General features: G+C 65.3%; 14 protein-coding genes. 10 read left to right on the plus strand and 4 right to left on the minus strand.

Going from position 1 to position 19,218, the window contains the following annotated elements:
• Positions 1 to 137 precede the first annotated feature (137 nt).
• The 5 genes from PGP17_RS08680 to PGP17_RS08700 all read left to right on the plus strand — a co-directional run bounded on the left by PGP17_RS08680 (position 138) and on the right by PGP17_RS08700 (position 4,093).
• On the plus strand, positions 138 to 1,118 hold the full coding sequence (locus PGP17_RS08680) for a winged helix-turn-helix transcriptional regulator (RefSeq protein WP_270375028.1): 981 nt from the start codon (positions 138 to 140) through the stop codon (positions 1,116 to 1,118).
• A gap of 145 nt (positions 1,119 to 1,263) precedes the next feature.
• A complete protein-coding gene (locus PGP17_RS08685) occupies positions 1,264 to 2,331 on the plus strand; it encodes an NAD(P)H-dependent amine dehydrogenase family protein (RefSeq protein WP_270375029.1) in 1,068 nt (355 codons plus the stop codon).
• On the plus strand, positions 2,328 to 2,777 hold the full coding sequence (locus PGP17_RS08690) for a nuclear transport factor 2 family protein (RefSeq protein WP_270375030.1): 450 nt from the start codon (positions 2,328 to 2,330) through the stop codon (positions 2,775 to 2,777). The genes PGP17_RS08685 and PGP17_RS08690 overlap by 4 nt, the downstream gene beginning before the upstream one ends.
• Before the next feature lie 34 nt (positions 2,778 to 2,811).
• The gene (locus PGP17_RS08695) at positions 2,812 to 3,354 is read left to right on the plus strand and encodes a nuclear transport factor 2 family protein (protein WP_270375031.1); all 543 of its coding nucleotides are present in this window, start codon (positions 2,812 to 2,814) and stop codon (positions 3,352 to 3,354) included.
• A gap of 1 nt (position 3,355) precedes the next feature.
• Positions 3,356 to 4,093 (plus strand): SDR family NAD(P)-dependent oxidoreductase, encoded by a 738-nt coding sequence (locus PGP17_RS08700; protein WP_270375032.1) that lies wholly within the window; start codon positions 3,356 to 3,358, stop codon positions 4,091 to 4,093.
• Positions 4,094 to 4,190: 97 nt separating this feature from the next.
• Here the strand turns inward: PGP17_RS08700 and PGP17_RS08705 are convergent, their stop codons facing one another.
• Complete coding sequence (locus PGP17_RS08705) at positions 4,191 to 6,500, minus strand: TonB-dependent receptor (protein WP_270375033.1); 2,310 nt, start codon at positions 6,498 to 6,500, stop codon at positions 4,191 to 4,193.
• A 320-nt stretch (positions 6,501 to 6,820) separates the two neighbouring features.
• Here PGP17_RS08705 and PGP17_RS08710 point away from each other — a divergent pair, with 320 nt between their 5' ends.
• A complete protein-coding gene (locus tag PGP17_RS08710) occupies positions 6,821 to 8,362 on the plus strand; it encodes a sensor domain-containing phosphodiesterase (protein WP_270375034.1) in 1,542 nt (513 codons plus the stop codon).
• Between the two features lie 107 nt (positions 8,363 to 8,469).
• Here the strand turns inward: PGP17_RS08710 and katG are convergent, their stop codons facing one another.
• The gene (gene katG, locus PGP17_RS08715) at positions 8,470 to 10,725 is read right to left on the minus strand and encodes a catalase/peroxidase HPI (protein ID WP_270375035.1); all 2,256 of its coding nucleotides are present in this window, start codon (positions 10,723 to 10,725) and stop codon (positions 8,470 to 8,472) included.
• A gap of 359 nt (positions 10,726 to 11,084) precedes the next feature.
• On the opposite strand from katG, the gene PGP17_RS08720 reads away from it, so the two are divergent.
• Complete coding sequence (locus PGP17_RS08720) at positions 11,085 to 12,557, plus strand: S10 family peptidase (RefSeq protein ID WP_270375036.1); 1,473 nt, start codon at positions 11,085 to 11,087, stop codon at positions 12,555 to 12,557.
• Positions 12,558 to 12,589: 32 nt separating this feature from the next.
• Here the strand turns inward: PGP17_RS08720 and PGP17_RS08725 are convergent, their stop codons facing one another.
• Positions 12,590 to 13,759, minus strand: a complete 1,170-nt coding sequence (locus tag PGP17_RS08725; RefSeq protein ID WP_270375037.1) for a pyridoxal phosphate-dependent aminotransferase — start codon at positions 13,757 to 13,759, stop codon at positions 12,590 to 12,592.
• A gap of 220 nt (positions 13,760 to 13,979) precedes the next feature.
• On the opposite strand from PGP17_RS08725, the gene PGP17_RS08730 reads away from it, so the two are divergent.
• The 3 genes from PGP17_RS08730 to PGP17_RS08740 all read left to right on the plus strand — a co-directional run bounded on the left by PGP17_RS08730 (position 13,980) and on the right by PGP17_RS08740 (position 17,652).
• Positions 13,980 to 14,459 carry an Lrp/AsnC family transcriptional regulator gene (locus PGP17_RS08730; RefSeq protein WP_135944566.1) on the plus strand — a complete coding sequence of 160 codons (480 nt, stop codon included), beginning with the start codon at positions 13,980 to 13,982 and terminating at the stop codon, positions 14,457 to 14,459.
• A 146-nt stretch (positions 14,460 to 14,605) separates the two neighbouring features.
• Positions 14,606 to 16,675 (plus strand): amidohydrolase family protein, encoded by a 2,070-nt coding sequence (locus PGP17_RS08735; RefSeq protein ID WP_270375038.1) that lies wholly within the window; start codon positions 14,606 to 14,608, stop codon positions 16,673 to 16,675.
• 5 nt (positions 16,676 to 16,680) lie between these two features.
• Positions 16,681 to 17,652: an ornithine cyclodeaminase family protein gene (locus PGP17_RS08740; protein ID WP_270375039.1), complete on the plus strand. Its 972-nt coding sequence runs from the start codon at positions 16,681 to 16,683 to the stop codon at positions 17,650 to 17,652.
• Positions 17,653 to 17,710: 58 nt separating this feature from the next.
• On the opposite strand, the gene PGP17_RS08745 is transcribed toward PGP17_RS08740, so the two are convergent.
• Positions 17,711 to 19,204 (minus strand): S10 family peptidase, encoded by a 1,494-nt coding sequence (locus PGP17_RS08745; protein ID WP_270375040.1) that lies wholly within the window; start codon positions 19,202 to 19,204, stop codon positions 17,711 to 17,713.
• Positions 19,205 to 19,218: the final 14 nt, after the last annotated feature.

Consider the following 19,218-nt stretch of genomic DNA (forward strand, 5'->3'; position numbering starts at 1 on the left):
GGATCAGGGCGGATCGCCGCAGTCCGGCCGCGCTGACTTGATCTGGCGTGGAACCGGCAATAGGAGTGGACGCTTGTTCAAGCGAACCGGGTATTCCGGTCGCGTTATCCGGGGACGTCTACCCCGCCCGAGATGTGATGGCCGATCGCAAATTCATCCGGACCTGTTCGATCTGGCGCGCGCTCGAAGTCGTCGGCGATACGTCCATCCTTCTGATTCTCGAAGCCAGCTGGCTCGGGGCGCGGCGTTTCGAGGCCTTCCGCAGCCGCACAGGATTGCTGAAGCCGCTGCTGAGCGACCGGTTGAAGCGTCTGGTCGCAGCCGGCGTGCTGGAGCGCAAGCCCTATGCGGATTCGCCCAATCGCTTCGAATATCACCTGACCGCCAAGGGCCGCGATCTGTACTGGACCGCGCTCATGATGCTGCGCTGGGAGCGCCGCTGGGGGCCGCGCGAGGGCAAGATCAGCGTGACGCTGCGTCATACCACCTGCGGCAATGAGTTCGAGCCTGTACCCGCCTGCGGCGATTGCGGCGGCGAGATCAAGGCGCGCGACATGGCCTGGAAAGAGGGTCCGGGCCTGGGATGGATGACGCCGACCTATTCGCGCCGCCGGCGCCACCGCGATGCCGTCGGCAAGCGCGAGGAGAAGTCCGTCCTGCTCGATCATGTCGCCCAGATCACCGGCGACCGCTGGGCGGGCCTGGTCCTGCGCTCCATCTTCACCGGCCTGCGCCGCTTTGACGAGATTTGCGAAGATACGGCCATCGCCACGAATGTCCTGTCCGAACGCCTGAACTGGCTGTGCGAGATCGGCATGCTGGAGCTGCGCCAGTATTCCGAGCGCCCCGCGCGCTATGAATACCGGCTGACGGAAAAGGCGATCGACTATTATCCGATCCTTCTCATGCTGCTGCAGTGGGGCGACGCCTACTACCTCTCGCCTGAAGGGCCGCCGCTGCTGCTGACCCACAAGCCCTGCGGCAATAATCTCGCCCCGGAGGTCGTGTGTTCCTCCTGCGGCGAAGCCCTGCGTCCCGAACAGGTCCGCTTCGAGGTTGCCGGCGGGGACGTGGCCGACGCTCCGGCGTCCGGGTCCTCTGCGGCGAAAGCTGGCTGACCATCATTCGCTTGCATTAAAGAACCCGCACTTTATGGTTTCGGTATGCAAGTGAGTGCGTACCGGCCGGAGTCCTCGACGGACACAGAAATCGAAGGCCGGACGCCCCGCTGAGACCTGATGTCTCGCGCGAGGGAGGACGGATTTGAAAATCATTCAATGGGCGACCGGGGCCATGGGCCGGACCTGTCTGCAGGCGGTGATCGACGCGCCCCATCTCGAACTGGTCGGCTTGTACGTCTATGGAGACCGCAAGGCGGGCCGCGACGCGGGCGACATCGCCCGGCGCGAGCCGACAGGGATCACGGCCACACGCGATGTCGAGGAGATCCTCGCCCTGGACGCCGACGTCGTCATTCACGCGGCGCGTCTCGATCCCCCGTTCGAGCGGCACGACGCGGAGATTTGCCGGCTACTCCGCTCGGGCAAGAATGTGATCAGCCTCAATGGCGGGACCAATCCCGCTCACTGGCCCGAGGCGCGCCGCGCGCAGTTTGAAAAGGCGGGCCGCGAAGGCGGGGCGACCTTCATGGGCGCCGGGCTCAATCCGGGGTTTGCCGCGGAGAAGCTGGCCGTGCTGGCGACCGGGGTCTGCTCGCGCGTCGACGCCGTCTCGCTGCACGAGGTCGTCGATTGCCGCGCCGTGAAAAGCCCCGAATACGTGTTCGACGTCATTGGCTTCGGCGCACCGGTCGACCGGATCGACCCCAATGATCCGGACTGGGGTCCGGGCGCACTCATGAGCGCGCTGTTCGAGGAGGTCGTCACGCTCGTGACGGCGCGCCTGGGCTGGCACCCCGAACGGGTCACCACGGCCCACAGGCTGCGGCCGGCCACCGCGGATCTCGAGATCGCGGCCGGCACGATCAGGTCGGGCACGGCGGCGCGTATCGACTGGATGTGGCATGCCCATGCGGCCGGGCAGGTCCGGGTGAAGCTCGGCATCTCCTGGACGATGGAGGAGCCGGCGCCGGAAGAGACTGCATCGGGCCTCTGGAATATCCGGATCACCGGCGAGCCCGATGTGTCGATCCTGTTCGGCCTGCACGAACCGGACGGATGGACCGCGCGCACGACCGCCGAGATGCTCGGCGTTGCCGGCGCGGTCACCAACGCCATTCCTCACGTCGTCGCCGCAGCGCCCGGGGTGGCCGAGACGCCCCCCTTCGTGGCCTGGCGTGCCCCCGAACAGGCAAGGGAGATCGTGGCATGAGCCGCAAGACCGATATCGTCCAGGCCGTCATCGACGCCTGGTGCACCCGCCAGGACATCGACGCCGTCCTGTCCCATCTGAGCGAGGACATGGTCTGGCACCACTCGGCGGTCACCGCGCCGCCCAAGACCGGCAAGGCCGGCGCGCGCGAGTTTCTCACCGCCTACAAGGCCAAGGTGCGCAATCCGAACTGGCGCATGTTCAAGATTGCCGAGAGCGAGGATGCGCTCTTCGTCGAAGGCGTGGACGAGTTCGACACCGCGGACGGCCACCACGTCGTGATCCCCTACATGGGCATTCTCGAGTTTGACGGCGATCTGATTTGCGGCTGGCGAGACTATTTCGACCGCGGTGTCGCCGATCGCGGCGCGCAGGGCGAGGCTCTGCCCGATTATGCGCAGGCGCTGGCGGGCCGGCCGGCCGTCATGCAGGCGCGCACCTCATGAACGCCAAGTCCGACACCCGGAAAGGAGACGCGCAATGACCGACACGCTGGACACGGCCGCGGTGCAGGCTCTGCTCGACAAGCAGGCCATTACCGAAATTCTCGTTCGCTATTGCCGCGGCGCCGACCGCGGCGATGCCGACCTCATCGCCGACGCCTATCATGACGACGCCATCGAGGATCATGGCGGGACCTTCAAGGGCCCCGCAGCCGAGTATGTGAAAATGCTGCGCAAGGTGCTGCCCCACGCCCCGCGCATGACCCATGCGACCACCAACCTCCTGATCGAGCTCGAAGGCGATCTGGCCCGCGCGGAGAGCTATATCCTGACCTTCTCCCGGCGCGAGGCGGGTGAAGCCGAGCCGTTCGACAGCCTGACCATGGCGCGGGTGGTGGACCGGTTCGAGAAGCGCGCCGGTCGCTGGGCCATCGCGCACCGCCGCCTCGCCTGGGAATGGAATCACGAGATGGAGCTGAAGGAGACCTGGGGGCGCGGGGCCATTGCTCCCGATCCAGGGAGTCTGGTGCGCGGCGCCAAGAAACCCGACGATCTCCTCTACACCTGGAAATGGAGCTGACATGAAAATCGAAAACTGCGTCGCCATCGTGACCGGTGGCAATCGGGGTATCGGGCTCGGCTTTGTCGAGGAGCTGCTCGACCACGGCGCGAGGCGCGTCTATATCGGCGCGCGCAACAGGCAAGACGGCGAGCAGATCGCGGCGCGCGACCCGGACCGGCTCAAGGCGATCGAGCTTGATGTGACCAATGCGGACCAGGTCCGGGCCGCGGCGCGCGCGTGCTCCGATGTCACCCTGCTGGTCAACAATGCCGGCCTGTTCGTCAATGAGCGCCTCTACAAGACCGACGATCCGGACGCGGCGCGCCGCGAGATGGAGGTCAATTTCTTCGGCCTCCTGTCCATGACGCGCGCCTTCGCGCCGGTCATCGAGTCCAATGGCGGCGGCGCGGTGGTGAACGTGCTCTCGGCGGGCGCGATTGTCGGCGTGCCGAACATGGGCGGGTACAGCCCGTCGAAATTCGCCGCCCGCGCAGCGTCCGACTGCCTGCGCGCGGAGCTGGCGCCGATGAAGGTCGGCGTCACGGCGCTGATTGTCGGATCGGTCGAGACGCGCATGTCCGAGCATGTGAAGGTGAAGAAGTCCCAGCCGCGCGATATCGGCAAGGCCGGGCTCTGGGCCGTGGCGCACAACGTGTCCGAACACGACACCGATCCGCACGCGGTCGCCGTGCGGGCGAACCTGGCGCGCGATCCCGCCGGGCTGGCGGCTGCCATGGCGGCACGCCTCGACGCCTAGGCACAAGAAAAAGCCGGGCTGCGCGAGGCAGCCCGGCAGGACGATGCTCGGAGGGAGCAATGCCGGGCCCGCCAGATGTTGGCGGGCCCGTTGGGTATTAGAAGGTGGTCGACAACTCGATCCCGTACGTGCGCGGCGCGCCCAGGCGGGACACCTCGTCGCCGAAGAAGGCGATGATGTTGGTGCGGTAGGTCTCGTCGGTCAGATTCTTGCCCCAGACCGAGACGCTCCAGTTGCGATCGGCCGGTGCCAGCGAGATCCGCCCGTCCAGCAGGCCGTACGCATCTTCGGTCTGCGCATTGTCCGGCGCCCAGTACATCTCGCCGGAGTGGGTGTAATTGGCCCGCAGCGAGAGGGCGTCCTGCCAGTCCATAAAGTCGAGCGTGAGTTCCGCGCCGACATTGAACTGCGTCTCCGGCGTGCGCTGGAGCTGGTTGCCCGAATTGTCCAGGCCGTTGCCGTCGATGAAGTCGATATATTCGGTTTCCAGCACCGTGCCGCCGGCCCACACCAGCAGCCGCTCGCTCGCGGCGAAGGTGAACTCCGCCTCGATGCCCGAAATCTCGGCATCGGCCGCATTGTCGGTGATGTTGCACAGGCACCCATCGTCGGTCTGGGTCACCTGCAGGTCCTGATAGTCCATCATGAAGGCAGCCACGTTCAGCCGGGCCCGGCGATCGAGGAAGTCGAGCTTTGCGCCGATCTCGATATTCTCCACCGTCTCCGGATCATAGCCCGCCTGCGCGGCGGCCGGGTTTGCCGGATCGTCCTCGAAGCCGCCGCCTTTATAGCCGCGCGACCAGGTCGCGTAGAAGAAGGCGTTTTCCATGGGAGAGAACTCCGCCGTGATCTGCGGGGTGATCTCCTCCCACTCCTGGCCGTAATCGGTGGAGAAGCTGTCGCCCTCCTGGAAGGTGGCAGCCAGCGGGGTCAGCGCGACCTGGTCGGTCGGGTTGAACTGGTCGCCGCCTTCCACCGCGCGCGCGAAGACCGTGCCGGTCTTCTCGTCCTCGGTATAGCGAACGCCGGCGACCACGCGCAGCCAGTCGGTGAACTGGTAGCCGAGCTGGCCGAACACGGCCATGCTGGTGGTCTCCGCATAATTGTCCCAGTGCGACTCGCCCGAGAGCGTGACCAGCACGGGCAGCGGCACTTCGGCCCAGAAGCGGTCGAACTTCTCGACATCGTCTTTCTGGTAATAGGCCCCGACAATCCAGTCGAAGCGGCTGTTCTCCAGATTGGAGACCAGGCGGACTTCCTGCGTGAACTGGCTGATTTCCTCACGCTCGTTGACCGGGAAGCTGAACAGGGTCGGCGTCAGCACGCCATAGCCATTGTCCGGTCCCATGCCTGTCTGGTCGTACAGGTTGAAGGCATGGCCCTGGCGATAGCCGGTGATGCTGGTCAGGGTGGCGATGTCGCCAATGCCCTTGTCGATGTCCAGCGCCACGCCCCAGGCCTCGCGGCGCAGGGCCTGCGGGCTTTCATTCGCGTCTCCGGCATAGCGCGGATGTTCAGGCAGGCTTTCGCGCAGATCGAGCGGACGCCCGCGTGCGGCCCCCACCGCCTCGCGTGCGGCGCTCCACGGTCCCTGGGTGGCCGGATCGGGTCCGTTGATCGCGACCGAATGGAAGCCGTTGGACTCGTCATTCATGTAGTCCAGGATCAGGCGGGCATTCAGGTCGGTCTCGTCCGACTGGAAGAGCAATTGCCCGCGCGCCTGGAAACTCTCCAGATTGTCGAGTTCCCGGTCGTGCAGGATGTCGTGGTTGTAGCCGCCGCGATTGCGCGATTGAAACGAGATCCGCCCGGCAATCGTGTCGGTCAGCGGTCCGGTCACATGGCCGCGCACCAGCACTTCGTCGTAATTGCCGATGGAGACCGAGACCGCGCCGCCTTCTTCAAATTCCGGCGCCGCGGTGATGATGCTGATCGCGCCGCCGACCACGTTGCGCCCCAGAAGCACGCCTTGCGGGCCGCGCACGACCTCGACGCGCTCGATATCGTAGAGATCGGCGTTGAACAGGCCGGACCGGCCGACATAGACCTCGTCGAGGAATATGCCGACCGACTGGTCCGCCGAAGGCGAGTCCAGACGGGTATTGGTGATCCCGCGAATGTTGAATTCCTGGTCGAGCGGCGACAGCGCGGTAAAGGAGAGCGAGGTCACCGAGGACGCCAGGTCCTCGAAGCTCAGAATCCGGTCCTTTTCCAGATTTTCTCCGGTAATGGCCGAAATCGCGATGGCGGAGTCCTGCACGCTGGCCTCACGGCGTTGGGCCGTGACCTGGATGACGTCCAGGGTCGGGCCATCGCTGGTCTGAGTGTCGGTTTGCGCGCTTGCGCCGGTGATGCCCGCCAGCCCCAGAACCAGGGCGAGCGCACTGCCTTGCTTGAATGATTTCACGGTCTTCCTCCCCGTTGAGCGCGCCCCCGATCCTCTTTGCGGGACCGGTTTTCAGCGTCGCTTTCGAGATCAAAAGGTAGACCCGAGTTTCAAGGTTCGTCAATGCAAGTGACGTTTGTATAAAAAATCACTTTCGTGATTAGGCCTGAGTGCGGCAAAAAGGTGTCATATCGAATATAATTCACTTGCGCAAAAGAACCTAAAATAAGGATCGCTCGGAACCCCACGCCAATTCCAAGACCCGTCTCTTTCATCGAACGCCTTCACTATTCGCTAATAGCAAATGGCTAGAGTCGCCTCCTGCTTGGAGGAGGCCCGGCATGCTCTCTCGCTTCGTGACGTTTGCCTTTGCGGCAGCCGACATTCTCATCGAAACGGATGAGGAGGGGACGATCACCTTTGCCTCAGGAGCGATCGGTGCGCTGCATACCCGGGACGATCTCGTCGGCAAACCGCTGGTTTCGCTGGTCGAGCCCGCCTTCCGGGCAATCCTCAATCTGGTGGTGGCCCATCATGTGAAGGGTCGCCGGATCGGTCCCATCTCGCTGGAATTCGCTGGCCAGCCTGTGCAGCTCTCCGGCTGGCAGCTGGAAGACTCCCGCGCGATTGGCTGGACGGTCAGCTTTAAGCGTTCGCAGGAGCGCGAAACGCCTGCCAACGTCCTTGACGAGGAGTTTGGCGCACTGGTGGAGACCCGGCGTGCGGCCAAGGAGGCGCTGACCTTTACCCTGCTCGACATCGGCCGCGCGGCGGATGCGGCCGACAAGGCCTTCTTCTCGACGCTCTCAGAGCTCGTGCGCGCCAGCGCCCTGGATGGCGCCGGCGGTCTGGTCGGAGACACCCTGCTGCTGACCACACAGAGGGGGATGGACGAGACGGTCGAGATCGATTCCGCGGTTGCCGAGATTTGCGGTTATCTCGGACTGGGGAGCGGGCCCATCGAGACAATCACGTTCGAGGACGATCCCACGCTGACCGGCGAACAGATTTCGGAAGCCTTGCGAACCGTTGCCGAACAGGTCAACGCGACCGGGCGTATGCCGGACCGCGTGACGCTCGGCGAGGCCGCGGTCGCGATCGCGCGCGACCGTCAGAAGAATCTCACCGCGCTCACGACCGTGATCCGCAATCGCCGCTTCGAACCCTATGCGCAGGTGATTGTCGATGCGCTGACGGGTGAGGAGGCCGCCTACGAGCTCCTGGCGCGTCTGCCGGGCGGCAAGCCGTTCGAGGCCGGCGTGTCGATGGCCGAGCGCGAAGGCCTGATCCGCGATCTCGACCTGGCCATGTTCGACTTTGCCATGGGCTTTCTTCAGAACGGCGACGAACGTCCGCCTCTGGCCGTGAACCTGTCAGGCCGCACCATCACCGATCTCGGCGCGATGTCGCAGATCTGCAAGCGGGTCGAGGCCGCGCGTTTCGACCGGTCCCGCATCTGGTTCGAGGTGACCGAGACGGCCCGCATTTCCGATCTTCCGACCGCCGCCAATCTGATCGCCAACCTGACCCGGCTCGGATGCCAGGTGGCGCTGGACGACTTCGGCGAGGGGGCGTCCGGCGTGGCCTATCTGCAGAAGCTTCCCGTTCAGCAGGTCAAGCTGGAAACCGCATTTCTGGATGCCGCCGCAACCTCGCGGCGCGCCTATCAGATCGCCGCAACGCAGTGCAAGATGCTCACCACGACCGGGCATTCGATCACTATGGAACGGGTAGAGACCGAGACGCAGGCTACGCTGGCCCGCCGTATGGGCGCGTCCCGGCTTCAGGGCTGGTTCTTCGGCAAGCCGATGCCCCTGGCCAATCTCATCGAGATCTACAAGGTCAGCGCGGTCCGGGCGGGAAAGGTCGAAACCTTCTCTTAAAGTGCCGTCCCGGCCCGGTCGGGGGGCACCCAGATGACGCGGCCGCGCATCGAAAAAGGGGTGGCTCCTGCGAGCCACCCCGTCCTCAGTTTCGCGATCTGTCTCGATCAGCTGTCCTGATAGAGCGGATGCTTCAGCTCGAACCGGTCGAGCATCATCACCTTATCCCAGGCGTTTACGAACGCCTTCACGAAGCGTTCGTGCCCGTCGCTCGCGCTATAAGTCTCGGCCAGCGCGCGGAGCTGGGCGTTTGACCCGAAAGCCAGGTCGACGCGCGTCGCGGTCCATTTGACCTCGCCGGTAGCACGGTCGCGGCCCTCGAAGACTTCTTCCTCCTCGTCCACCGCTTTCCAGATCGTGTCGATATCGAGCAGGTTGACGAAGAAGTCATTCGACAGAACGCCGGGCCGGTCGGTGAACACGCCATGCGAGGAACCGTCGTAATTGGCCCCGAGAACCCGCAGCCCGCCGACGAGCGCCGTCATTTCCGGCGCGGACAGGTCGAGAAGCTGGGCCTTGTCGATCAGCATCCGTTCCGACTTCACCGCGTAGCGGCCCTTCTTGTAGTTGCGGAAGCCATCGGCGAACGGCTCGAGATAGTTGATGTTCTGCGCATCGGTCTGTTCTGCAAGCGCATCCATGCGTCCCGGCGTGAACGGCACCTCGATGTCGACGCCGGCGCCTTTGGCGGCGCGTTCGACCACGGCGCACCCGGCCAGGACGATCAGGTCGGCCATCGAAATGCGCTTGTCACCGCTTTGGGCCGCGTTGAACTCCTTCTGGATGTCTTCCAGGGCCGACAGCACGCCGGACAGCTGCTGCGGGTTGTTCACGGCCCAGCTCTTCATCGGCTCCAGACGAAGATGGGCGCCGTTCGCCCCGCCGCGATAGTCCGATTTGCGGAAGGTTGAGGCCGAAGCCCAGGCGGCGCCCAGAAGGGCGGGCAGGGGCTGACCGCTGGCCAGGATTTTCGCCTTGAGCGCGGCGATGTCCGACGCGTCGACCAGCGCGTGATCGCGGGCCGGGATCGGGTCCTGCCAGATCAGCTCCTCGTCCGGAACCGCATCCCCGAGCAGGCGGTTCTTCGGCCCCATGTCCCGGTGGGTCAGCTTGTACCAGGCGCGGGCAAAGGCGTCGTCCAGCTGCTCGGGATGCTCCACAAAGCGCTCGCAGATTTTGCGATAGGCCGGATCGGTGATGAGCGCGATGTCGGTGGTCATCATCATGGGCGGATGGCGCAGGCCCTCCACGTGGGCGTCGGGCACCATGTCGGCGCCTTGCCCGCCCTTGGGTTTCCAGGCGCGCCCGCCAGCCGGGCTCACGGTCTGTTCCCACTCGAACTTGAACAGGTTCTGCAGGTATTCGTGATCCCAGCGGATCGGATTGGACGTCCAGGCGCCTTCGATCCCGTTCGTCGTCGTCAGCGCGCCATTGCCCGACCCGTTCGTGTTCATCCAGCCCAGGCCCTGGGCCTCGATCGGCGCGCCGTCCGGCGCCGGGCCGACATGGGATTTGGGCGAGGCGCCGTGGCTCTTGCCGAAGGCGTGCCCGCCGGCGATCAGCGCGACAGTTTCCTCGTCATTCATCGCCATCCGTCCAAAGGTGATGCGGATTTCCTGCGCCGAGGACATCGGATCCATATTCCCGAACGGGCCTTCCGGATTGACGTAGATGAGCGAGGCCTGCGAGGCGGCCAGCGGGTTTTCCAGATCGTAGCTGTCCGTCCCCGGTTCGCCGGTCCAGCGCTTGTCCTGGGTCTCCATCTCGAACTCGGGACCCCAGTAGACCGTGTCGTCCGGTTCCCAGGCATCGATGCGCCCGCCGCCAAACCCGAACGTCTTGAAGCCCATCAGTTCCAGCGCGCAATTGCCTGTCAGGATGATGAGGTCGGCCCAGGAGATCGATGCGCCGTATTTCTGCTTGATCGGCTGGAGCAGGCGGCGCGACTTGTCGATATTCCCGTTATCGATCCACGAATTGACCGGCGCGAAGCGCTGCAGGCCTTCGCCCGACCCGCCCCGGCCGTCCGCCACCCGGTAGGTCCCGGCCGAGTGCCAGGCCATGCGGATCATTTGCGGTCCGTAATTGCCGTAATCGGCCGGCCAGAAATCGTGCGACGTGGTCAGGAGCTCGAAGATGTCGGCCTTGACGGCCTCGAGGTCGAGCGTGGCAAACGCGCTCTGATAGTCGAAATCCGGACCCAGCGGGTTGGCCCGTTCGGACTGGCTATGCAGCAAGTGCACGGGCAGGGCGTCCGGCCACCAGTCGGCATTGGTCGGCCGCGTGCCGATGGCACCGCCCACGCGCTCGCTCTGGATCGGGTCGCGCTTGCCGGAGAAGGGGCATCCGCTTTGATCGCTCATGGTCGAAATCCTCAAGGTTGCTTTCACCGAAAGATGGGGCAACCGAACTTATTTTCAAAATTAATAGTTATGATGTGAGCCATCGAACAAGCCGATAGACATGGAAAGACCGGGATGTTTCGCCCCGGATCGGCGACGAGGCCGGGCGATGACCGGCGGACTTGCCCGGCCGCAAAACCCGGCTGAAAAATGTGCCGATCCCGCAATTTCGTGCATAGCTGATACGCAAATCCGCTCTAACGGCATCATTTCGAAACGGACTATCTGCGCGTTTTGGCTAGACTTCAGGGAGCCCGCTCTAGGGTATCCGGGCACCGACAGGTGATGCGTATTAAAGGGGATCGCGAATGAAGCCGATCATGAAAACCGGTCTTGCGGCCATGACACTGGCGTCTCTCGCACTGGCCGGCGCCGCGGTTGCGTCAGCTCAGGAAGCGGCGAACGGCTTCGGCTTTTTCAGCGAACATACCGGCACGTTCAACGGCGAGCGCGTGCACTACCGCGCGGCGGTTGACGACACGGTGATCGAGACGGAGACCGGCGCACCGGCAGTCCGTTTCGTCTCGACTGCCTATACGCGCCTCGATGTCGAGGATCGCGCCGGACGCCCGGTCATCTTCCTGTTCAATGGCGGCCCGAGCGTTGCCTCGATGTGGCTGCACATGGGCGCGTTCGGGCCGGTGCGCATCGACCCGCCCGAGGATGTCACCGCGCCGGTGCCGAAAACCGACCGTCCGGTACCCAACCCCTACACCGTGCTTGATGTGGCCGACCTGGTCTTCATCGATCCGCCGGGGGCGGGCTTTAGCGAAATCCTCGACGCGGCCGACAGCCAGGCCCTTCATACCGTGTCCGGCGATGCCGCGGCCGTCGCCCGCTTCGTCGAGGTGTGGAGCCGCGAGCACGGCCGGGAGGCCTCGCCCAAATACGTGGTCGGGGAAAGTTACGGCACGATCCGCGGCGCCGTGATGGCCGGCCTGCTCAGCGAGACCATGCCGCTCGACGGGCTCATCCTGCTCGGTCAGGCGGTCAACATGATCGAGACCAGCCAGCGCGCGCAGAACACGATCTCTTACGCCACCAATCTCTCCGCGCTTGCCGCCATCGCAGCGTTTCACGGCAAGGCCGACACGGACGGCCGCTCGATTGCCGAGTTCGTCGATGACGTGCACGCCTACGCCATGACGACCTATCTCGACGCGCTTGTGCGCGGCAACGCGCTGAGCGAGGACGCGCGTGTCTCCATCGCGCGCCAGCTGGAAGTGATGACCGGCATCGATGCCGCCTATTATCTCGAGAACGGGCTCAGGATCACCAAGCGCGATTTCGTGATGGAGCTTCTCGCCGATGAAGGCCTCATGCTGGACATGTACGATGCGCGCTATTCCGGACCGGTACCGGAAGAGGGCAGCCGGGGCTCTGCCCCCTACGGCCCGGTACTCGACCTTCTGCCGCTGGCGCTTGAAACCCACCTTTCCGAAACCCTCGGTGTGACGCTGGATTTTGACGATTACGCGATCCGCGCGCCGCATAGCGGCGACTGGATCTACGAGCCGACCGGCGGCATGGGCGGACCCTTTGACGACTTCAACTACGATGCCTCGATTGCGCAGGCGATGCAGGCCAATGAGGATTTCGTGCTGATGATCGGCACCGGCATTTACGACACCACGACGACGCTGGGCCCGGCCCGCTTCCTCGCGGCGCAGGCCGGCTACGACCGGGACCGGATCGTCCTGCGCGAGTATGAGGGCGGGCACATGGCCTATACCAATGAAGCCGTGCTCGAGCGCCTGACGGGCGACGTGCGCGCGCTCGTCAGCCGGGACTAGCGCCGGCGTCGGCGCGTTGAGGCACTTTGGTCTCAGGCGCTCCTGACGGCCCGGCGGCGCGCATACAGTGCCTCGTGCAGGCGCGCGAGGCCCTCGTCGAGCCGGTCGGGAGCAACCCCGAAACCGAGCCGGATATGACCGGGCTGGCCGAAGAATTCCCCCGGCGCCAGTACCAGCCCCTGCTGCTTCCACATGTCGCGTGCCAGGGCGCGTGTGTCGGCCACGCCCAGGATTTCGGGAAAGCAGATACACCCGTAATCGGGCAGGATGCCGTCGATCAGCCCGTCGTCGCGCATGGCGTCGAAATGGCGTTCGAGCACCGGGCGTGTCGCGTTCAGAATGGTGCGCCAATGGCTATCGAACGGTTCGGGCCGTTCGAGGACATGGGCAGCCACGGCGTGGGTCAGCTTGGACACGCCGAACTCGCGGTCGGCATTGTCGCGCGAAATGCGCCGGGCCAGCGCGGGCTCGCACACGATCCAGCCGCAGCGAAGCGCGAACAGGCCGAACACCTTGGTCAGGCTGTTGACCGTGATCACGTTGGGCGCCACGCGTGCGGCGCATGTTTCTCCGGCTTCGCCGGCAAAATCGCCATAGACCTCGTCGACCAGGATCAGCGTCCCGTTGCGTTCGGCGACGGCGGCAAGCTCGGCCAGCTCCGCCTCGCGCATGAGATAGCCGGAGGGGTTGTGCAGGTTGCTGATCAGCACCAGCCGCGTATCGGGCTGAAGCTTGTCGGCGAGATGGCCCGGGTCGATCCTCATGCCTGCGCCGCCGCGCGTCAGCGTGTCCACGCGCGCGCCGCGGTCACGCGACAGGGAATCCAGCACATCGAAGCGCGGCGTCTCGACCAGCACGTGCTCGCCGGGCTTCACCAGCGTATGCAGAACCATGCCGACCGCAGTCGAAGCGCCCGTGGTGCACACGATCTGGTCTTCGTTCACACCATAGCGCTGCGCCAGCGCGGCGATCACATAGGCATTGCCCCGCCCGAAGACGCTTTCGAACCGGTCGTTGACCGGCGTGGTGAAGACGTCGCGCACGACGGCAGCGAGCTGGTCGGTCGGTTCCTCGATCGTGCTTTCAAACAGGGTGCGGACATGACCGGGTAACGGCATCATCCGGTAGAGCGCGCGGCTCCAGGCGGCGAAGCTCTCGATGTCGAAGAGCGTATCGGGTAGCGCAAGAGGATGTGAGGGCATGGAGCTTCCCGGGTCGCACGGTCCGGTCGGACCGATCATCGCAGGCAGAATCCGGACAAGTCCGGCCAGAAGAGATGCGCAACTTCCGGTTAGACCGTGAAAGCGCCATCGTTGATCTGCATCCTACCCGCCACGGGCTGGAGAAATTTTTGTTTTCTCTCCCGAAAATGCATAGAAGTTGGATAGGACTTGCACATCCATCCGCCAGGAGGAAATTTCGTTGCCCCAAGGTTTAGACGAGATCGACGTCCGCATTCTCAAGGCGCTCCAGGAAGACTGTTCGATTTCAACGGCCGAACTCGCCGACCGGGTCGGATTGTCCCAGTCACCCTGCTGGCGGCGCATCCAGCGTTTGCGTGAAGACGGCTTCATCCGCGCACAGGTCGCACTGCTCGATGCCGAGAAGCTCGGCTATTCGCTGCATGTCTTCGCCCAGCTCAAGACCTCGTACCTGGCCGACAGCGATCGCGAAAAATTTATTCGTTCGGTCGCGTCCATTCCCGAAGTTGTGGAATGCTATTCGGTGCTCGGCGAACGCGACGTGCTCATCAAGGTCATCGCGCCTGACATCAAATGGTATCAGGAGTTCATCTTCAACACGATCCTGAAGCTTCCCGGCGTCGAGGACATCAGTTCGATCGTGGCCCTGTCCGAGATGAAGCACACTACCGCCCTGCCGGTGCGCGTGACCAAGGAATAGAATATCCGCGCATCGCGATGAAGCGGGAAATGCCATGCGCATTTCCCGCCCGCATCGATGAGTCAGATACAAAATTCCCGGACGCGGCCGCTAGCCTGACCTGCAAGTGCAAACATGCTCGGGGATATCCCCCGCAGGGAGGAAACATGGTCCTGGTCCGCTGTCTTCAAGGTGCCGCGCTCGGTGCGCTGTCCCTCGCCGCGCTGGTCATGGTCTCGTCCGGGGGCGCGCAGGCGCAGCCATCTGGAGAAGATCGCTACGTCATTCTGAGTGGCGGCGGCGAAGAGGCCGGCCATCTCATCGCCCGCCGGGATGGCGACCGGGTCGAGATCGACTACGAGGTCGACAGCAATGGAAGGGGTGCGCAAAACACCCAGACCCTGGTGCTGGGCGACGACTTCATCCCGCGCCGCTGGGAGATCGAGGGCAGCAGCCTGTTCGGCGATCCGGTCGAGGAATCCATGCGCCTGTCCGATGGCGTTCTGACCTGGTCGAGCCAGCCTGATAGCGGCGAGGTCCGCGTCGACAGTCCGCGTCTCTATATTGCCGCCGATGACAGCCCGTGGAGCCAGGGTCTTTATGCCCGCGCCCTCCTCAACAACGGCCTGAGCGAAGCGCCGGTCGTGCCCGGCGGCACGCTGCGTATCGAGACCGTCCAGCCCTACGAACTCGACGGCGAGCCCTCGGCGGCCATCTACCGCCTGACCGGATTGTCCAGCGGCGGCTCCTACATCCTGCTGGGTGAGGATTACCGCCTGATCGCATCTTTCTCCTCGGGCTCGGTGACCATCCTGGACGCATATCGCGGCGAGGCTCCGGCCCTGCGCGATCTGCACAGCGATCTGGAGGCCGCGCGCTTCCGCAACCTGCAGGCCGAGCTGGCGCACGGCTTCGACGCGCCGGTCCAGATCAGAAATGTGCGGATTTTCGATCCGGTCAGCCTCCAGCTCGGGCCGCTTTCGGTCGTCACCGTGTCGGGCCAGGATATCGCCACGATCGAGACCGCGGACACGGCCGTTCTGCGCGACGACGTCCATGTCATCGACGGTGAGGGCGGCACGCTCGTGCCCGGCCTGCACGACATGCATGCCCATGTCGGCATGAGCGATGCGCTCAACTATATCGGCACCGGTGTCACCAGCGTTCGCGACATGGGCAATTCGCCGGACCGGCTTGAAGACCTGATCGGGCTGATCGAGTCAGGCGAGCTCGCCGGACCGCGCATCGTGCGCGCCGGCATGCTGGAAGGGCGCAGCCCCTACTCGGTCCATACCGGCATCACCGCCGATACGCTGGATGAAGCGCTTGAAGCGGTGCGCTGGTACGCGGCCCACGGCTACTGGCAGATCAAGATCTACAACTCGCTTCATCCTGAATGGGTCGAGCCTGTGGCCGCCGAGGCCAGCCGGCTCGGTCTCGGCGTCACCGGCCATATCCCCGCCTTCGTCACGCCCGACGAGGCGATCGAGGCGGGCTATGACGAGATCGCCCACGTCAACCAGCTGATGCTCGGCTGGCTGCTCGAACCCGATGAGGACACACGCACCCCGATCCGTCTGACCGGGATGCAGCGCGCGGCCGCGCTCGAGCTCGATACGGCGCCGGTGCGCCACACGGTCGAGCTGATGCGCGAGCATGACGTGGCCCTCGATACCACGGGCGTGACGCTGGAATTGCTCATGCTCAGCCGGTCGGGCGAGTATCCTGAAACCGCGATGGCCTATGTCGAGCACATGCCCATCGGCTACCGGCGCAATCGCAAGCGCGCCTTCGTCACCGTAGAGACCGAGGAACAGGACGCCGCTTATCGTGCGGGCTTCCAGCGCATCCTCGACACCTTCGCGCTGCTGCACGAGAACGGCATCCAGCTCCTGCCGGGCACCGATTCCGGCACGGGCTTCCCCGTTCATCGCGAACTTGCCCTCTATGTCGAGGCGGGCCTGTCGCCGGGCGGGGCCCTGGCGCTGGGCACGCTGCGGGCGGAAGAGTATCTGGGCCGCGACCAGTGGCTTGGAAGCATCGAGCGCGGCAAGCGGGCCGACTTCTTCCTCATACCCGGAGACCCGACGCAGGACATCACGGAAATCGGCCGCATCCGCCTGGTCATGAAGGACGGCGTGGCCTACCTCCCGAGCGAGATCCACACGCGGCTCGGGATCGAGCCGTTCGCCGAGCCGGCCGCGATCCGGCCGCCGCAAGCCCCGTCGGAAGGCTAGTCTGCATGATCGTTCTCGGCCGGGACTTCGTTCGAACCCACCTCACGCACCAGGACACCATCCCCCTGATGCGTCAGGCCATGATGGCTTTGTCTCGCGGCGAGACGATCCAGCCTTTGCGCTCCATTCTGCGCATGGAGGCCGGGCGCATGTTCGGCGTCATGCCCGGCGCGCTCGGTCCGCGAGGCGTCTTCGGGGCCAAGCTGGTCAGCGTCTTTCCCGGCAATGCCGAGCAGGATCTGCAATCGCACCAGGGCGGCATCCTCCTGTTCGAACCCGAGGCCGGACGCCCCGTCGCGCTCGTTCATGCCGGCGAGGTCACGGCGATCCGCACGGCTGCCGCCAGCGCCGCCGCCACCGATGCGCTCGCCCGCCGCGGCGCCAGCCGGCTCGCCGTGCTGGGATGCGGGGAGCAGGGGGCGGCTCACATAGAGGCGATCTCGAAAATCCGTACCCTGTCCGAGGTGACGGTCTGGGGCCGCTCCTTCGAACGCACGCAGGCCTTCGCCCGGCGCATGGGCGAGCGGACCGGCCACGCCGTCGAGGCGGTCGAAGAGGCTCGCGATGCCGTGGCCAATGCCGACATCGTGTGCACCGTAACCTCGTCGGCCGACCCGGTCTTGCTGGGCAGCTGGCTGGCGCCGGGCACGCACGTCAACCTGGTCGGATCGAGCTATGCCGGCCCGGTCGAGGTCGATCACGATCTGGTCGCCAATTCCCGCTTCATCGCCGACCACCGCGAGGGCGTGCTGGCCCAGGGCGCGGAGTTTCTCGCGGCCAGGGAAGCCGGCCTCATCGACGACGACCATGTCGTGGGCGAGATCGGCCAGGTCTATGCGGGTAGCCTGACCGGTCGCGAGACACCCGATCAGGTCACCGTCTACAAATCGCTCGGCCACGTGGTCCAGGACCTCGCCAGCGCGCAACACCTCTACGAACGCGCACTCGAGGAAGGCGTCCAGGCCGCGGAGTTCTAGAGAAAAGCCTCCGGCAGGGCTGTCCCGCCGGAGGCTTCTTGCGACGTATGCGGCTCTGCTACTCGGACGGCGCGGTGAAGTCGCGCACGGCCTCAGACAGCGCTTCGAGATTGTCTTCCCCGACAAAGACCGAGTGGCCGGACTTGAAATAGGCCGCCGTCAGCCGGTCGGCGGGAATGCCCGCCTGGTCCAGCGTGAAGCGTCCGCCATAGGCTGTGGTGGCCAGATCGAAATACCCTGCCGCCCAGAACAGGCGCAGATCGGGCCGCGCATGCATCGCTTCGGCCAGCGCCGGGATCGGATCGCCGCGGTCCTCGTAATCCCAGGCGGCATTCACTTCCAGGTTGAGCGCATTGTAGTCGCCGGGCGCATCATACCCCAGCACGTCCTGGTAATAGACGTCGACGATGGACTCCTCGCCGGGCGCTTGAAGGCAGTCCGGCGCCGGGCAGGCGATGTCGGGAATGTCGGCCGCCGGCACATAGCTCAGCCCCGGATCGTCATAGGGCGGGCGCTGCGCGGGCGCGTCGAGCCGCGCCGTCGCGCGCGTATCGAGCCGCCCGGTGCGCAGCCCCTCGTCCTCGAGCAGGGTGAACATGAAATCGCGCTTGGAAATGCGCAGATTCTGCGCCGCGATCGCATCGGCTTCCAGTCCGGTCATCGCGCTTAGCCGCTCGGCCATCGCCTCGCGCCGGGCTTCGGGCAGGGCGCCGCCCAGCATCAGCGCGGTGACATAGTCGGTGCGCGCGAACTCGACCGCATCCGCATAGACGTCTTCGACCGGGCGCCCGTCGCGCCCGGCGCGCTCGTGATACCAGGCCGTCGCGGCCATGCTCGGCAGATCGGTGACATGGCCGATGAGTTCGTCCCGTCCGCCGCCCACCAGCGCAAACAGCAGCACACCGTCAAACTCCAGTTCCGGCGCCAGGCGGACAATCTCCGCCGCCCGGATGGTGCCGTAGCTCTGGCCGAGCAGGTAGCGCGGAGACTCGGTACGGCCGTGACGTTCGAGCCAGGAGCCGATCACGCGCGCGACCGAGCGGGCGTCTCCGGTGCGGCTCCAGAAAGCCTGCCCGTCCTCGACCGGCTGGCTGTAGCCGGTGCCGACCGGATCGATGAAGACCAGGTCGACATCGTTGAGCGGGCTGAACGGGTTGTCGACAATGTATTGCTCGTCCTCGTCCAGCTCCACGCGGCGTTTCGGGCCGAAGGCGCCGAAATGCAGCGGCGTGGTCGAAGCGCCGGGACCGCCGTTGAACAGGAACAGGACCGGACGCTCGCCGGCCGGTTCGCCGCTATCGGTGCGCACATAGCTGGTGGTGACCAGCCCGGCGCCCGGCGCGCCGTCCGGGCCGGGCAGAAGGCTCTCTTCGACCAGCGCGTCGTAGCGCACCTCTTCGCCGTTGAACGCGCCGGAGTGAGCGGTCTGCGCGCTCCGCCCGATTTCCAGCGTGTCCTGGTCCTGGGCCGACTCCTGGGCCAGCGCGGGCGCGCCGCCAAGGGCGAAGCTCGCCATTGCGGCGGCGAGGCAGGCGTGAAGGGGACGGGTCATGAGAACCTCCGGTT

Source organism: Marinicauda sp. Alg238-R41, assembly GCF_947331485.1.
GTDB lineage: Bacteria > Pseudomonadota > Alphaproteobacteria > Caulobacterales > Maricaulaceae > Marinicauda > Marinicauda pacifica.

Coding starts and splice junctions, on each gene's coding strand:
- PGP17_RS08680 (WP_270375028.1), top strand. CDS start 138: ATGGCCGATCGCAAATTCATCCGGACCTGTTCGATCTGGCGCGCGCTC.
- PGP17_RS08690 (WP_270375030.1), top strand. CDS start 2,328: ATGAGCCGCAAGACCGATATCGTCCAGGCCGTCATCGACGCCTGGTGC.
- PGP17_RS08695 (WP_270375031.1), top strand. CDS start 2,812: ATGACCGACACGCTGGACACGGCCGCGGTGCAGGCTCTGCTCGACAAG.
- PGP17_RS08700 (WP_270375032.1), top strand. CDS start 3,356: ATGAAAATCGAAAACTGCGTCGCCATCGTGACCGGTGGCAATCGGGGT.
- PGP17_RS08710 (WP_270375034.1), top strand. CDS start 6,821: ATGCTCTCTCGCTTCGTGACGTTTGCCTTTGCGGCAGCCGACATTCTC.
- katG (WP_270375035.1), bottom strand. CDS start 10,725: ATGAGCGATCAAAGCGGATGCCCCTTCTCCGGCAAGCGCGACCCGATC.
- PGP17_RS08720 (WP_270375036.1), top strand. CDS start 11,085: ATGAAAACCGGTCTTGCGGCCATGACACTGGCGTCTCTCGCACTGGCC.
- PGP17_RS08725 (WP_270375037.1), bottom strand. CDS start 13,759: ATGCCCTCACATCCTCTTGCGCTACCCGATACGCTCTTCGACATCGAG.
- PGP17_RS08735 (WP_270375038.1), top strand. CDS start 14,606: ATGGTCCTGGTCCGCTGTCTTCAAGGTGCCGCGCTCGGTGCGCTGTCC.
- PGP17_RS08740 (WP_270375039.1), top strand. CDS start 16,681: ATGATCGTTCTCGGCCGGGACTTCGTTCGAACCCACCTCACGCACCAG.
- PGP17_RS08745 (WP_270375040.1), bottom strand. CDS start 19,204: ATGACCCGTCCCCTTCACGCCTGCCTCGCCGCCGCAATGGCGAGCTTC.